This window comes from Eubacterium sp. BL-380-WT-2B, assembly GCF_009696115.1.
GTDB lineage: Bacteria > Bacillota > Clostridia > Eubacteriales > Eubacteriaceae > Eubacterium > Eubacterium callanderi.
On record NZ_VUMP01000005.1, the window covers coordinates 262,464 to 277,223 of the forward strand.

Sequence of the window (14,760 nt, forward strand, 5' to 3'; positions counted from 1 at the left end):
TGTTTAGGCGGTTTTTCTTGCGGATAAAACCTTAATCTTTTATTAACATCTGTGTTTACAATTAAAACAATTTAACCTCTGTGCACAACTCTGTTCAATATTTGTGCATAGAATCTTAATTAAAATATCCTAATACTCACAAACAAATCGGAGGTTGACCTGTGGATGATTCAATTGTAAAAATCTGGGAGAAAGCGCTGAGCCTTATTAAGGAAGAGATGTCTGAGCTCAGTTACAATACCTGGTTTACGAATACAAAACCGCTGAAAATAATTGGCGGCACCTTTTATCTTATTTCAGATAATGATTTTGAACGGGGCATGCTTGAAACCCGCTATAAGGCTTTGATCACCAACGCACTGAGCCAGGTTATGGAACAGGAGTGCAAAGTCCAGATCGTTTTATCTGAAAAGGAAGTACCGGATACTGCTGAGCAGAGCGCTCCCATGCCTAAAAACGAGGGGAATACCAAATCTTCAAACAACGGCGGCAGCATGAATCCCAAGTATACCTTTGAAAAATTCGTCATCGGCGAAAACAACCGCTTTGCCCACGCTGCCTGCGTCGCTGTATCAGAAGCGCCGTCAGAACGCTACAACCCCCTGTTTATCTACGGGGGCGTCGGTCTCGGGAAAACCCATCTCATGCAGGCCATCGGGAATTATATTCTCTCTTATGCGCCCACCAAAAAAGTGGTTTATGTGTCCTGCGAAAAATTCACCAATGAATTCATCGACGCCATCCAGAACCAGAATAACATTGACTTCAGAAATAAATACCGCAACGTGGATATCCTGCTCATTGATGATATTCAGTTCCTTGCCGGCAAGGACGGAACACAGGAGGAGTTTTTCCATACCTTTAATGCCCTGCACGAGGAAAACAAACAGATTGTCATCAGCTCAGACCGCCCGCCAAAGGAAATTCCAAAGCTGGAGGAACGCCTGCGCTCACGCTTTGAAATGGGCTTGATCACAGACATCTCTGCCCCGAACTTTGAAACACGAATTGCCATCCTGCGCAAAAAAGCCGAATCCTATAAGGAAGAGATTCCGAATGATGTGCTCAGCTTTATCGCGGACAGCATCCACTCAAATATCCGGGAGCTGGAGGGTGCTTTAACCACAGTGGTCGCCTACTCCAAGCTCCATGGCAAGCCTATCTGCCTGGAAACAGCCAAGGACGCTTTAAAGGATATTTTCAAGGCCAAGGAAAACATTGTCATCAACAGTACCTATATCAAGGAAATGACCGCCAAATATTTCAATGTTACCATTGAGGACATCGATTCCAAAAAAAGAACCAAGGCCATTTCACTGCCACGGCAGGTTGCCATGTACCTGACCCGTGATTTAACCGACCTTTCTCTTCCAAAGATCGGCGAAGAATTTGGCGGCCGTGACCACTCCACCGTCATCCACGCCTGCCAGAAGATCAACGAGGAAATGGAAGCGAACACAGACTTTAAAAACCTGATCATCCGTATACAAAAAGAGATTACCGGAAGCTGAACCGGCCCGCCGGTTCAGCTTCCAATGGAGAATTAAAAGAACAAAATGCGTAGCATTTTGAATGGATTTGCGGCCTGCGACCGCTGCCTCAATCGCTTTTTCGCCAGAAAAAAGGTTCTTTCATTTTCCATTGCTTACCAAACTGTGGATAACCCTTTTTTTCTCAACACGATAACACCATGCTTATCCACACCTTATTCACTGTGAATCACTCTGTTTTTTTACGGCATTCCGCCGTTTTCTGAGTTATCAACAGTCTACACATCCCCTACTACTATTATTACTATAATAAATACTTATATAATATTTAATATTCAGGGAAGCAGCCTTCCCAAAAGAGAGGTGCCTTTATGAAATTCAGCTGCTCGCGTGACGCGCTTATCAACGCTTTATCCATTGCCCAGAAAGGGGTATCGAATAAAACCACCCTTCCTGTTCTTGAGGGAATCTTGTTTCAGGTATACAATAATCAATTGGTTTTAACCTCTACGGATCTGGAAATTGGCGTTCAAACCAGTATTCCGGCCAATGTGGACATGGATGGTGAGATTATTTTATCATCCAATCTGATCACTGAAGTGATCCGGAAATTATCGGGAGAAGAGGTTTTTTTCCAAAAAGATGACTCGAACCAGGTGAAAATTGAATGCCTCCTGTCAAACTTTACCATTAAGGGCTTCCCGACCGATGAGTTTCCAGAATTTCCGGAAGTCATTGAGGAGCACAGCTTTGTCATTGAAGCAGGTGTTCTGAAAGAAATGATCCGCGGCACCATTTTTTCGGTGGCTGTCAGCGAAAATATTCCAGTGCTCACGGGGCTTAAAATGGAAATTGAAAATGACGCCATCAGCTTAATCGCCCTGGACGGATACCGCCTTTCCTTAAAGAGAGGTAAGCTCAAGGAAGCCATTGACGGCAGTATTTCTGTGATTATCCCGGGAAAGAGCATGAACGAGCTCAATAAGCTGTTATCCGGTTATAATGAAAATGTCATTGTGAAATTCTCAAAAACCCAGATCTTCTTTGAAATGGGCAATACCCAGTTCACCTCCCGTCTGCTGGAGGGCGAATTCATCAATTATAAGCACATTATCCCAACAGAAAAAGCCACTCAGGTCAAGGTTTCCAGAAAGCTTCTTTTAGAGAGCAGTGAGCGCGCTGCCCTTTTGGCGAGAGAGGGTAAGAATAACCTCATTAAAATGGACTTTAACATTGACCAGCTGATTTTGACCTCCAACGCTGAAATCGGGGATGTCTTTGAGGTGATTCCAATTGAAAATCAAGGCGATCCCATCAAAATCGCTTTTAACTCCAAGTTTTTCATCGATGCACTGAAGGTTATCGACCGGGATGAGATGAGTATTGAGCTGACCACCTCTGTTGGACCGGCGGTGATCGTACCGGCAGACGGTTCAGATGAATTTATTTACCTGATTCTGCCAGTCCGGATCGCTGAGGAAGCCTGAGTTTTTTTCTAAAATAGAAACTTTGAGAAAAACCTGTATTATCATTAAGAAAAATCATGATTTTAAAGGATTTGTTTACAAATCCTTTTTTATTTGTGGTATACTATCCTATGTATGCTATTTTTATTGCTGTTTTTTAAGCGTATTTCCAATTTTAAGGGGAAAACGCGAGAAAAACTATTTTTTAAAAGGCTTACAGACTTAAAGAGGAATAAATATGGAAATTATCGAAATTAACACGGAGTTCATAAAGCTGGATCAGCTTCTTAAGTTTGCCGGGCTGGTTGGTAATGGCAGCGACGCAAAAATGGTGATTCAGGATGAAATGGTACGCGTAAACGGAGAAATCTGTACCATGCGCGGTAAAAAACTTCGTCCCGGAGATGTGGTTGAGGTGGAGGACGCCGGAAGCTTTGAGGTTGCCGCTGCCCAATGATTCTCACCAGGCTGCACCTTGTCCATTACCGGAACTACAGGGATGAGACCTTAGAATTTTCGCCTGGCATCAATGTCATCTGCGGCCAGAATGCCCAGGGAAAAACCAATTTAGTCGAGAGTATTCACCTGCTGTCCAGGGGCTATTCCCATAAGACGGGAACTCTGATGGATATGGTGGGCTTCGACGAATCGGGTTTTTTTGTGCAGGCGGATATTGTCAAGGAGGACACCTCCCATACCCTGTCCATTAAGATGCAGGATAAAAAAAAGACGGTTCTTTTAAATGGTAAGAAGGAAACCAGGCGAGATGCTGTGCTGGGGGTCTTGACCACCATTCTTTTTGAGCCCGATGACCTGAAAATCGTTAAGGAAGGGCCTGAAAAAAGAAGGCGTTTCATGAACAATGAAATCAGCGGGTTTAAGCCCAATTATCCCTATATTTTGAAGAATTACGCCAAAATACATAATCAGCGCAATGCGCTGCTTAAAGAAATAAAGTACGACAGCACTCTGGCCCTTACCTTGGATTCATGGGATGAGCAGCTGGTCAAATACGGTTCGATGCTCATGCGCTACCGCATTGATTACCTCAGGCGGCTGAATGTAAAAGCCCGGGAGCTTCACCGTGAGCTCAGCGGCGGCCAGGAGGAGCTGGTGCTCTTTTATCAGAACAACGTGCTCGAGAATCCCCAGGAGTTTTCTGACCTTGAGAGGATTTTCAGAGAAAAGCTTCAGGCCTCCCGGCAGGAGGACATTGCCCGTGGGTCTACCACCTACGGGCCCCATGTGGACGATATCATGATTCACCTAAACGGTAAGGAAGCAAAAAAATACGGCTCACAGGGACAGCAGCGGACAGCTGCTATTTCTTTGAAGCTTTCTCAGATAGAAATTTACAGGGAGAGCACCGGGGATTATCCGGTGGTGCTCCTTGATGATATTTTGTCCGAGCTGGATGACAGGCGTCAGCGCAACATTCTTTCCATTCTTGGAAAGACCCAGGCGTTTATCACCTGTACGGACCCATCTTTTATCGAGCATTACAGCGAACTTCCATCTAAGATTTTAAAAATAGAGGATGGACGGCAATTAAAACAAATTGAGAATTGAAAATGGAGAATTGAGAATTAAAGGAACGAACTGCCAGGCAGTTCGATTATAATTAAAATCGCTTTGCGATTTTATACCGATAATTCTCAATTCTCAATTCTTCATTCTCCATTGAAATACGGAGGTTTTTATGTCAGACAATTTAAAAAATGAGAAAAATGATTATACTGCCGACCAGATACAGGTGCTGGAAGGCCTTGAGGCGGTCCAGAAGAGACCTGGGATGTATATCGGGAGCACTGGCAAGCAGGGGCTCCACCATCTTGTCTATGAAGTCGTGGATAACTCCATCGATGAGGCGCTGGCGGGTTACTGTAAGAATATTGTGGTCACTATTGATAAAAATAACGGTATCACCGTTGTGGATGACGGCCGTGGTATTCCGACCGATATGAACCACAAAATGAAAAAGACCGGGGTTGAGCTGGCACTGACGGTTCTGCACGCCGGCGGTAAATTTGGCGGTGGAGGGTACAAGGTATCCGGCGGCCTTCATGGCGTTGGGGTTTCCGTTGTCAACGCCCTCTCCTCTGAGCTGACTGTTGAGGTCAAGCAGAATAAAAAGATTTACCACCAGACCTTTGCCAAGGGTAAAAAGACCTCTGAGCTTGAAGTGACTGGCAACACCAACCGGACGGGTACCACTGTCCATTTCCAGCCCGATCCGGATATTTTTGACGAGCTGGTGTATGACTTTGATGTTCTGGAACACCGTCTCAGAGAGCTGGCATTTTTGAACAAAGGCGTTTCCATCACCCTGGCCGATGAGCGAGAAGCTGAAAAGCGCAAGGAAACCTACTGCTACGAAGGCGGTATCCGTTCTTACATTGAATACATGAACAAGAATAAGGACCCTCTTTATGAACAGATCGCATATTATGAAAAGGAAATGGATGATTACAGTCTGGAAATCGCTTTTCAGTACACAGCGGGCTATTCCGAAAATATCTATTCCTATGCCAACAATATCTATACACCCGAGGGCGGGAGCCATTTAAACGGGTTTAAGAGCGCTCTGACCCGTACCATCAACACCTATGCCAGAAAGAATAATTACATCAAGGGAAATGACAAAAACCTGACGGGTGAGGATGTGCGTGAAGGCCTGACAGCCATTATCAGCATTAAGCTGCTGGATCCGCAGTTTGAGGGCCAGACAAAAACAAAGCTTGGGAATCCTGAGGTCAAGGGAATTGTTGAAACCATTGTCGGCGATGAGCTTTCAGCTTTCCTGGAAGAAAACCCGACCATTGCCAAAACCGTGATCGAAAAAACACTGAGCGCTTCCAGAGCCCGTGAGGCAGCCAAAAAAGCCCGTGAGCTCACCAGACGTAAAAGCGCTCTGGACACCACAGCGCTGCCGGGCAAGCTGGCGGACTGCCGCGAAAAGGACCCGTCCATGTCTGAGATCTTTATTGTGGAAGGGGACTCCGCGGGCGGCTCGGCCAAGTCTGGCCGAGACTCCAGAATCCAGGCGATTCTGCCGCTGCGTGGTAAGATCCTGAACGTTGAGAAATCCCGTCTTGACCGTATCCTGACAGCGGATACGCTGAAATCCATGATCACGGCCTTTGGCACAGGGGTCGGCGAGGACTTTAATGTTGAAAAAGCCCGCTACCACAAGATCATTATCATGACAGATGCCGACGTTGACGGCGCCCATATCCGTACGCTGCTTTTAACCTTTTTCTACCGCTATATGCGCGGCCTGATCGAGGAGGGCTATGTGTACATTGCCCAGCCGCCGCTTTTCAAGGTAGCCAGGGGGCAGCATGTCGAGTATGTCTACAATGAAAAGGCCCTTGACAAAATGTTCGAGGACAAAGACCGCAGCAAGTACACCATCCAGCGTTACAAAGGTCTTGGGGAAATGGACGCCCATCAGCTGTGGGAAACCACCATGGACCCCTCTGTCCGTATCCTGAACCGCGTCAACATTGAGGACGCCGCCTATGCCGACGAGGTATTCACCATTCTCATGGGCGACAAGGTACAGCCGAGAAAAGAATTTATTGAACGCAACGCGGCTAAGGTTAAGAATCTGGATATATGACGCCGAATCCAAATTTTGAAAAAATTTGGCAGAACACGAAAAGGGAGCGGCCGATCCTGGGTGTTCGGCAATGAGGCTAACGCATTTTGTATAAAAAATCATCCGAAGGATGATATAAGATTTTTTATATAAAATACGATCATTTTAAACTTGGGAGTTAAACTTAAAATATGGATGAAATTATAGAATATGACCGAATAAAAGAAGTAAATATTGAAGAAGAGATGAAGTCCTGCTATGTGGATTACGCCATGAGTGTTATCATCGGGCGTGCCCTGCCGGATGTGCGCGATGGCTTAAAGCCTGTTCACAGACGTATCCTGTACGCCATGAGCGAGCTTGGCATGACGCCCGACAAGCCGACCCGTAAATCTGCCCGTATTGTCGGGGAAGTTTTGGGGAAATATCACCCGCACGGCGATACCGCGGTCTATGACGCCATGGTGCGTATGGCCCAGGAATTCTCAACCCGTTATATGACTATCTACGGACAGGGTAACTTTGGCTCCATCGACGGTGACGGCGCTGCCGCCATGCGTTACACAGAGGCCAAGATGTCCAAAATCGCGCTGGAAATGCTGCGTGACATCAATAAGGACACGGTTGACTTTATTCCGAACTTCGATGAATCTGAAATGGAACCGGAAGTCCTTCCGGCCCGTGTCCCCCATCTGCTGGTCAACGGCTCTGCCGGGATTGCGGTCGGGATGGCCACCAACATTCCGCCTCACAATTTAGGCGAGGTGGTCGACGGCACCATCGCTTATATTGACAACCCGGACATCACCATCGATGAGCTTATGGTTCATATCAAAGGGCCGGACTTTCCAACCGCTGGTATTCTGCTTGGAAAATCCGGTATTAAGGAAGCTTACCGCACCGGGCGCGGACGTATTAAGATACGTTCAAAGGTTGAGATGGAGACCACCAAAAAAGGCCGTAAACAGATCGTTGTCACCGAGATCCCTTACATGGTCAATAAGTCCAAGCTGGTGGAAAAAATCGCTGAATTGGTCAAGGAAAAGCGTGTGGAGGGCATTGCAGACCTCCGCGATGAAACAGACCTTAAAAAAGGTATCCGCATTGTGATTGAGCTCAAGCGCGACGCCAATGAGACCATTATCCTGAATCAGCTGTATAAGCACACACAGCTCCAGGATACCTTCGGCGTCATCATGCTGGCGCTGGTGGGCAATGAGTACGACAAGAAAAAGCTTGAGCCCAAGGTTCTAAACCTGAAGCAGGTGCTGCACTATTATGTCGAGCACCAGAAGGAAATCATTACAAGAAGAACCATCTTTGATTTGAAAAAGGCAGAAGCCAGAGCGCATATCCTGGAAGGTCTGCGCATCGCCCTTGACAACATCGATGAAGTCATCGCGCTGATCCGTGCGGCTAAGGACGGCAAGGAAGCCAAAGTCCAGCTCATGGAACGCTTTGCCCTGACCGAAATCCAGGCGCAGGCGATTCTGGACATGCGTCTCCAGCGCCTGACCGGTCTGGAACGCGAAAAGATCGAGGAAGAATACGCTGAGCTGCAGAAAATGATCGCTGAGTACAAAGCGATTTTGGCAGACGAACAGCTCGTGTTAAACATCATCAAGGATGAGCTGACAGAAATCAAGGAAAAATATGGCGATGAGCGGAGAACCTCCTTTGACATCGACGTGGAAGACTTTGATGTGGAAGACCTCATTGAAGAGGAGGAAGTGGTCATCACCATGACCCATATTGGCTATGTCAAACGGATTTCGGCAGACACCTACCGCTCACAGAAGCGCGGCGGCAAGGGGATCACTGCTCTTTCCACCCGTGAGAACGACTTTGTGGAACACCTCTTCACCACCACCACCCACCACTTCCTGCTGTTCTTCAGCAACAAGGGCAAGGTGTACCGCCTGAAGGCCTTTGAAGTGCCTGAAGGCGGCCGTACCGCAAGAGGGACTGCCATTGTCAACATTCTTCAGCTTGATCCGGATGAAAAGATCACGACCATGATTCCGGTTAAAGAATTTACAGCGGATAAATGCCTGATCATGGCGACCAAGCAGGGGATCATTAAGAAAACCGACCTCACGGAGTATGATTCTTCCAGAAAGAACGGCATCATCGGCATTAACCTGCGCGAGGGTGATGAGCTCATCAACGTCCGTCTGGTGGAAGAAAACGAGGATATTGTCATGGGGACACAGAAGGGCTATGCTATCCGGTTTACCTCAAAGGAAGTGCGTCCGCTGAAACGTACCTCCATCGGTGTCCGCGGTATCGAGCTGCGCGATGACGACGTGGTTGTGGGTATGGACATTGTATCGGATGACTTGTTTGTGCTCTGCGTATCGGACAACGGCTATGGCAAGCTGACCTCCGGTGACCAGTACCGTTCCCAGAAACGCGGCGGCAAGGGCGTTCAGACCTATAAGGTGACCAAGAAAACCGGCGAGCTGGTGGGCTTCTGCGTCATCAGCCGGGACGGCGAGATCATGATGATCAATAACCAGGGTGTGGTCATTAAGCTGGAGGGCAATGACATCTCCACCGTTGGCCGTAATACCCAGGGTGTCCGCCTGATGAAGCTTCAGGCCGGCGAACAGATTGCGACCATTTCCAAGGTTTATAAGGAAGACCCGGAAGAAGACATTGAGGACGGCCAGGTTTCCATTCTGGACGAAAAATAAAAAAATGCTGATTAATCAAAAATACATTCAGATTAATGTAGAGGCGGCGGACTGCTTTCAAGCGATAGAGGCCGCCGCCTCTCCCCTTTTAAGGGACAATCGAATTGATGAGGGCTACATCACCGCTGCCTGTGAGCGGGAGAAAATTTTCCCGACAGGTCTGCCGACGCCCGTCGGCGTCGCCATTCCCCACGCCGAGCCTGACAATGTGCTCGAGGAGGCGGTATCGCTTATCACTTTAAAAAATCCTGTGGTTTTTCACGGTATGGGCGCGCCTGAGGAGTGTATCGATGTCTCCATCGTCTTTCTTTTAGCCATAAAAGACGGTGAAAAGCAGATTGAAACCCTGCAGAAAATTGTCCTGATGATACAAGATGAAATGGTTTTACAAAAAATAGCAGGTGCAAAAAACCCCGAGTGGATATATAATTTAGTAAAAGATATCGACGGGCTGGATTAGCTTCTCAGCCGATCGTTAAGATGATCATTAATAAGAGAGAGGTACTCATTATGAATTACAAAATTTCCCCATCAATGCTGAGCGCGGATTTTGCCAATCTGGACCGTGATTTAAAATCCGTGGAAGCCGGCGGTGCGGACTGGCTTCATGTGGACGTGATGGACGGCCATTTTGTTCCAAACATTACCATCGGGCCAGATCAGGTAAAATGCCTCCGTAAAACCATCGGCCTTCCATTTGATGTCCATCTGATGATCAGTGAACCGCTGAAATACATCGAACGTTTTGCCGACGCCGGAGCGGATATCATCACCGTGCATGTTGAAGTCGAGGACGATACACAGGAATGTATTGACCTGATTAAAAAATCCGGCTGCAAGGCAAGTCTGGTCATTTCCCCGGACACGCCAATCGATGTGCTGGCTCCTTTCATTGACGATATTTCCATGATTCTGGTCATGGGCGTTTATCCAGGCTTTGGCGGGCAGAAGTATATTCCCGAAACCACAGAACGTTTAAAGGGAATCCGGGCCATGATCGGCGGCCGTGATGTTGATCTGGAGATCGACGGCGGCGTGAACTTTGAAACCCTGAGCACTGTTGTCGAAGCTGGCGCCAATGTCATTGTATCCGGCTCCTGCCTGTTTAGCGGCGATATGAAAGAAAATATCAGCCATTTCAGAAAAATAATGGATGGTGCAAAGAAATGAAAACTGTTTTAGTGGCCTGCGGCGCCGCTGTGGCGACTTCTACCGTAGTGGCCAAAAAAATTGAAAAAATTGCGTCAGAAAATGGTGTTGAACTGAAAACCGTCCAGGCAAAAGCATCGGAGGTGGCTCAGAAGGCTGCCGAGATTAAGCCCGACATTATTGTATGTACCTGTCAGCTCGAGGGCGACGTTGATATTCCAGTTATGAATGGCCGTTCCTTTTTAACAGGCATCAATCTTCAGAAGACAACCGGCGAGCTGCTGGAAATTCTGAGAGGATAACAGACAGACGAGTTTTTTCGAATAGGATTTCATTTATAAGCGGCTTTGGCCGCTTTTTTGTATTCTTTTTTTGCAGGATTGACAGGACTTTCGCATGTTTTTATAATGGCCTAAAGGAAAGCTGTCAGAAAGGCGGCGCAAAGGAGGAGAAAAATGAAAAAGGTGGTTATCGGATGCAGCGTGCTTCGCAGAGAAATTGAAGCCGGGCTGGAGGATCCGTCGGATTTTAAATTTAGCTGGCTGGAGGACCAGCTGCACAATGTGCCGGAAACCCTTCACGAAAAGGTACAGTCCGCCATTGACGCGGAGACCGGCGCAGACAGGATTTACCTGCTTTATGGGCACTGCGGACAGGCCCTGACCGGCATACAGGCAAAGAACTGCCCAGTGGTGCTGCCAAAGGTGGAGGACTGCATCGATGTTCTGCTCTGCCATAACCCCAACACCGCCGAATTGCGGCGGACCTCGTATTTCGTCTCACAAGGCTGGTTATGGGGTGAAGAAGGCCTTGGATATGAATATGACCGCATGAAGGAAAAATACGGCGAAAAAAGGGCTTTACGCGTCATAAAAGCCATGTATAAGAATTATAAGTACCTTATGTTTGTCAAAACCGGCGTGGAGGATCAGAATGTCCGTGAAAAATGCGCTGGGGTGGCCGAAAAGCTGGACCTCGAGCTTCAGGAAACCGAGGGTGACGTGAAGCTCGTCATCGAGATGCTGAACGGCAGCACCGATGAGCGGTTTATCGTGATTCCGCCGGGCGAGACCATCCGGGAGGAAATGTTCAGGCCATAAAATTAAGCGCCGCATATATCCCCATGCCAATGACCCCGCACCCCAGCATGACGTAGATGGGATTGAGCTTGAATTTCCGGAGGATAAAAAGGCTGACGGCGAAGAGGACCACCGCCACAAAATCAATATTGTCCGCTGCAAACTGCACCAGGCCGTTTTTAAAAAAGGCCACGATGACAATGGAGAGGCCGGCTGAGGCGATGAGGGCCACCACAGCGGGACGGAGGCCGGAGAGGACGCCTTTGATGGTGTTTAAATTGCGGAAGCGGTAGTATACCGCGGCCAGAATCAATACGATGATGCAGGAAGGTGTGACGCAGCCGACAGTGGCGATGACAGCGCCGCCGATCCCGGCGGTCTTGATGCCCACAAAGGTGGCGGCATTGATGGCGATGGGGCCTGGCGTCATCTGGGAAATGGTGATGATGTCAATGAACTGGGTCATGTCCATCCAGCCGTGGAGGTTGACGACCTGCTCCTGAATGAGCGGCAGCGCCGCGTATCCACCGCCGATGCTGAAGAGACCGATCTGGAAAAAGCTGATAAATAACTGAAGATAAGTCATGGCCGCCTCCTATAAAAGATTTTTTCCGGTGCGCCTGGCTGTAAAGGTCACAAGAGCGCCGATCAGGCCGCAGATCAGAATGAGGATAATCACGTTCATTTTTACAAAAGCGCTGAGGATAAAAACCACAAACATCATGATGACCGGCAGTGCCTTGCGGGATTTAAAAACATCTCCGCCCATGTCGATGACAACATCCACAATGACAGCGGATACCCCAGCCTGCATAGCTTTAAGCAGGAACCCCACGTAGAGGTTGTCGCGGAAGGCTGTGTAAAACAGTGAGATGACGGACAAAATGATCAGCGGCGGCAGCACGGTCCCGACAATGGCCACAAAAGCGCCGGTAACACCCGCGACTCGGTATCCGACCAGAATGGAGGCATTAACGGCCATGGCGCCGGGAGAAGACTGGGCGATGGCTGTGAGATCCAGCATTTCCTGTTCCTCGATCCATCCCAGCTCTTTGACGAATTTTTTGCGCATGAGCGGCACAATAACGTAGCCTCCGCCAAAGGTAAACATGCTCAGACTGAAGGTTGAGATAAACAATTTAAAAAGTTTCTTGGCATCCATATAAAAATCCTTTGTGTGAGATTTGATGATTCTATTGTACTTTAGTGGAATGAGTTTGGCAAATAGTATTATATAATTAAAAAGATAGGCAAAAGCCTATCTTTTTTCAATGCTGCACCGATAGCCTTCCTTTGTCCATCGCCGGTAAAGACAGTTACAGCAGGTTTTATCCAGATCGTCCAGGCACTCTTCCTCATCATTGTCACGCTTGAAAAAAGCGCAGCCCAGTTCCCAGCCGCCTGTTTTTTTATCCCCGGTATAGAGATCGGATTTTTTACAGAGCTCAAAGCCATCTGCTTCGTTTCTTTTTGCCACGGCCACCAGATGGTGGTCGAGCAGAACGATTTTGGCATAATCTTCAATGTAAACCGGGGTATCCGGCGGAAGCACAGCGCCTGAGCGCTCGATGATGTGCGATACGCCAAGGCGGTTCTGCATTTCAGCGGCGCTCAGGGTGGTCTGGCATGTGCCAATACCGGATTTCCCCCGGATACTGCCATCGTTTCCGCTAAGCCTCAGCCCTGCGCCGGCCAGGGCGCCGATGACGCCGATACCTGTGCCGCCAAATTCCTCAAGGCGTGTGCCGCCGACGCTGCGAGCGAGATCATAAGCTTCCTCCTTTTTGATGACGCTGCGCTGTGCCTTTTTTCCAAAAGCCAGCAGTTTCTCCGGAAATTTCAGATGATCCAGACGGCAGAGACAGAGGCCTGGGTCAGCTGTTTCAGCTTTTTCGGCCATGATAATTTCTGCAGCTTTTTCCCACAGCCTGCTGAGCTGGTCTTCGGAGAGGCTGCCCGAAAAGCACATGGAGCTGTTGTGGGAGGTGTAGGCAATTGCGTCGTCCAAAAGCAGCTGGTGCCGTGTGATGCCGTAATCAATGACACTGCCGAGGGATTCGGCCTCTTTTTTGATATGCTCGGCTATTTTTCCGGTACTGGTTTTTTTGGTCAGGTCATCGGTGTCATCGACACAGAGGTAATATCTAATCATTTTTAAGCTCCTTATTTTCCTGAATTCTTGCCGCCCTGGCGGATATCCCTGCCGGAGAGTATTTTATCCCAGAGGGCGTCGTCTACCTGGATACCGGCAACATTCTGGTAAAAATCCGTCACCTCTGCGCGGAGGTCGATGTCGCCGTAAACTTCCGGATAAACAGTGGTCCCAAGCCAGAGCATGCCAAAGAAGGTTTCACAGCTTCCCTGATGGCCCCAGCGGGTAAAGCCAATGGGGATATTATAGACCTGGTTTTCACGTACTGCCCGAAGGCCCTGAAATTTTTCATTGGTCTTGAAATATTCCGCTGTGCTGGCGTCATTACAGATCACCACATCTGGGTCCCATACAAAAATCTGCTCAATACTGGCATAGTAGTCATCCCCTTCAGATTTGAGCTCTGAGCCGACGGATACATCGGTACAGCCCACGGTTTTTATCCAGTCACTTCCGAGAGAGTTTTCACCATCTGTCCGCACAGCCTCTGTGATGGAATGGTAGACTTTCACGCGTTCACTCTCAGGAATTCTGGCGCTCCGCTCTTCACACAGAGTGATGACCCTCTCGTATTCCTGGCAGAGGGTCTCCATGTTTTGCGCAACCCTTCCCCCCATGACTGAAGCGATCAGCCGCAGGGCATCTATCTGTTCATCCATATTGTCATAGCTCACCACCACATAGGGAATTCCCAGCTTATCCAGCTTTTGCGCCTCAGCCTCGCTCTGGTAGATTTCACGCTTGATTAAAACCACATCCGGCTTGAGCTCCATCAATGCTTCGGCGTTAATGACCCCGCTGCTGGTGACTGTGACGGCATTTTCAATTTCAGGATAAATTTCTTTGAGCAGTACATTGCGCTTCGTACCGGCAGGACAGCTGACAATCTGCTCACCGCCCTGGCTCATGACAATGGCCTCTGTCATAAAAGCGTCGAGAACCGCGGCCTTCTTTATTTCCGTGGGAATTTCCACCTGGCGGCCGGCGCTGTCGGTAATGGTGTGTGTTGGAGTGTTATCTGAGGCGGTGATGCTGGGCTGGGAGCACCCGCTCAAAAGCATTGTGATAAAAAACAGAGCCAGCGTAATACGGACATATCCTTTAATCTTTTTCATTTTTCAACTCCT

At 48.4% G+C, this 14,760-nt stretch carries 14 protein-coding genes; 10 read left to right on the top strand and 4 right to left on the bottom strand.

Translation table 11 applies throughout. The annotated features are described in order from the left end of the window. Positions 1 to 161: 161 nt before the first annotated feature. From dnaA to FYJ53_RS11735, 10 genes are all read left to right on the top strand, one after another. Complete coding sequence (gene dnaA, locus FYJ53_RS11690; protein ID WP_371720654.1) at positions 162 to 1,511, top strand: chromosomal replication initiator protein DnaA; 1,350 nt, start codon at positions 162 to 164, stop codon at positions 1,509 to 1,511. Between the two features lie 350 nt (positions 1,512 to 1,861). Next, complete coding sequence (dnaN, locus tag FYJ53_RS11695; RefSeq protein WP_013378365.1) at positions 1,862 to 2,977, top strand: DNA polymerase III subunit beta; 1,116 nt, start codon at positions 1,862 to 1,864, stop codon at positions 2,975 to 2,977. Positions 2,978 to 3,194: 217 nt separating this feature from the next. Then, positions 3,195 to 3,413 carry a S4 domain-containing protein YaaA gene (gene yaaA, locus FYJ53_RS11700; protein WP_013378367.1) on the top strand — a complete coding sequence of 73 codons (219 nt, stop codon included), beginning with the start codon at positions 3,195 to 3,197 and terminating at the stop codon, positions 3,411 to 3,413. Then, positions 3,410 to 4,525: a DNA replication/repair protein RecF gene (gene recF, locus FYJ53_RS11705; protein ID WP_148428440.1), complete on the top strand. Its 1,116-nt coding sequence runs from the start codon at positions 3,410 to 3,412 to the stop codon at positions 4,523 to 4,525. The genes yaaA and recF overlap by 4 nt, the downstream gene beginning before the upstream one ends. A 130-nt stretch (positions 4,526 to 4,655) precedes the next feature. Then, positions 4,656 to 6,578 carry a DNA topoisomerase (ATP-hydrolyzing) subunit B gene (gyrB, locus tag FYJ53_RS11710; protein WP_013378369.1) on the top strand — a complete coding sequence of 641 codons (1,923 nt, stop codon included), beginning with the start codon at positions 4,656 to 4,658 and terminating at the stop codon, positions 6,576 to 6,578. A gap of 179 nt (positions 6,579 to 6,757) precedes the next feature. Then, entirely contained in the window at positions 6,758 to 9,253 is a 2,496-nt protein-coding gene (gyrA, locus tag FYJ53_RS11715) for a DNA gyrase subunit A (protein ID WP_050814089.1), read from the top strand. 4 nt (positions 9,254 to 9,257) lie between these two features. Further along, on the top strand, positions 9,258 to 9,713 hold the full coding sequence (locus FYJ53_RS11720; protein WP_013378371.1) for a PTS sugar transporter subunit IIA: 456 nt from the start codon (positions 9,258 to 9,260) through the stop codon (positions 9,711 to 9,713). Between the two features lie 50 nt (positions 9,714 to 9,763). Then, entirely contained in the window at positions 9,764 to 10,423 is a 660-nt protein-coding gene (rpe, locus tag FYJ53_RS11725; RefSeq protein WP_041689790.1) for a ribulose-phosphate 3-epimerase, read from the top strand. Continuing rightward, positions 10,420 to 10,704, top strand: a complete 285-nt coding sequence (locus tag FYJ53_RS11730; RefSeq protein WP_013378373.1) for a PTS sugar transporter subunit IIB — start codon at positions 10,420 to 10,422, stop codon at positions 10,702 to 10,704. The genes rpe and FYJ53_RS11730 overlap by 4 nt, the downstream gene beginning before the upstream one ends. Positions 10,705 to 10,857: 153 nt before the next feature. Further along, complete coding sequence (locus FYJ53_RS11735) at positions 10,858 to 11,502, top strand: DUF1638 domain-containing protein (protein WP_148428442.1); 645 nt, start codon at positions 10,858 to 10,860, stop codon at positions 11,500 to 11,502. Here the strand turns inward: FYJ53_RS11735 and FYJ53_RS11740 are convergent. The 4 genes from FYJ53_RS11740 to FYJ53_RS11755 all read right to left on the bottom strand — a co-directional run bounded on the left by FYJ53_RS11740 (position 11,492) and on the right by FYJ53_RS11755 (position 14,748). Next, entirely contained in the window at positions 11,492 to 12,067 is a 576-nt protein-coding gene (locus tag FYJ53_RS11740) for a chromate transporter (RefSeq protein ID WP_013378375.1), read from the bottom strand. The two genes, FYJ53_RS11735 and FYJ53_RS11740, sit on opposite strands and share 11 nt — an antisense overlap. Positions 12,068 to 12,076: 9 nt before the next feature. After that, entirely contained in the window at positions 12,077 to 12,643 is a 567-nt protein-coding gene (locus FYJ53_RS11745) for a chromate transporter (protein WP_013378376.1), read from the bottom strand. 96 nt (positions 12,644 to 12,739) lie between these two features. Then, entirely contained in the window at positions 12,740 to 13,633 is an 894-nt protein-coding gene (locus tag FYJ53_RS11750) for a hypothetical protein (RefSeq protein WP_148428444.1), read from the bottom strand. A gap of 11 nt (positions 13,634 to 13,644) precedes the next feature. Then, complete coding sequence (locus FYJ53_RS11755) at positions 13,645 to 14,748, bottom strand: ABC transporter substrate-binding protein (protein WP_154557349.1); 1,104 nt, start codon at positions 14,746 to 14,748, stop codon at positions 13,645 to 13,647. Positions 14,749 to 14,760: the final 12 nt, after the last annotated feature.

Bases quoted from the DNA above. Each gene is read 5' to 3' on its own strand.
- dnaN (WP_013378365.1), top strand. From the start codon at position 1,862: ATGAAATTCAGCTGCTCGCGTGACGCGCTTATCAACGCTTTATCCATT.
- yaaA (WP_013378367.1), top strand. From the start codon at position 3,195: ATGGAAATTATCGAAATTAACACGGAGTTCATAAAGCTGGATCAGCTT.
- recF (WP_148428440.1), top strand. From the start codon at position 3,410: ATGATTCTCACCAGGCTGCACCTTGTCCATTACCGGAACTACAGGGAT.
- gyrB (WP_013378369.1), top strand. From the start codon at position 4,656: ATGTCAGACAATTTAAAAAATGAGAAAAATGATTATACTGCCGACCAG.
- FYJ53_RS11720 (WP_013378371.1), top strand. From the start codon at position 9,258: ATGCTGATTAATCAAAAATACATTCAGATTAATGTAGAGGCGGCGGAC.
- rpe (WP_041689790.1), top strand. From the start codon at position 9,764: ATGAATTACAAAATTTCCCCATCAATGCTGAGCGCGGATTTTGCCAAT.
- FYJ53_RS11730 (WP_013378373.1), top strand. From the start codon at position 10,420: ATGAAAACTGTTTTAGTGGCCTGCGGCGCCGCTGTGGCGACTTCTACC.
- FYJ53_RS11735 (WP_148428442.1), top strand. From the start codon at position 10,858: ATGAAAAAGGTGGTTATCGGATGCAGCGTGCTTCGCAGAGAAATTGAA.
- FYJ53_RS11740 (WP_013378375.1), bottom strand. From the start codon at position 12,067: ATGACTTATCTTCAGTTATTTATCAGCTTTTTCCAGATCGGTCTCTTC.
- FYJ53_RS11745 (WP_013378376.1), bottom strand. From the start codon at position 12,643: ATGGATGCCAAGAAACTTTTTAAATTGTTTATCTCAACCTTCAGTCTG.
- FYJ53_RS11750 (WP_148428444.1), bottom strand. From the start codon at position 13,633: ATGATTAGATATTACCTCTGTGTCGATGACACCGATGACCTGACCAAA.
- FYJ53_RS11755 (WP_154557349.1), bottom strand. From the start codon at position 14,748: ATGAAAAAGATTAAAGGATATGTCCGTATTACGCTGGCTCTGTTTTTT.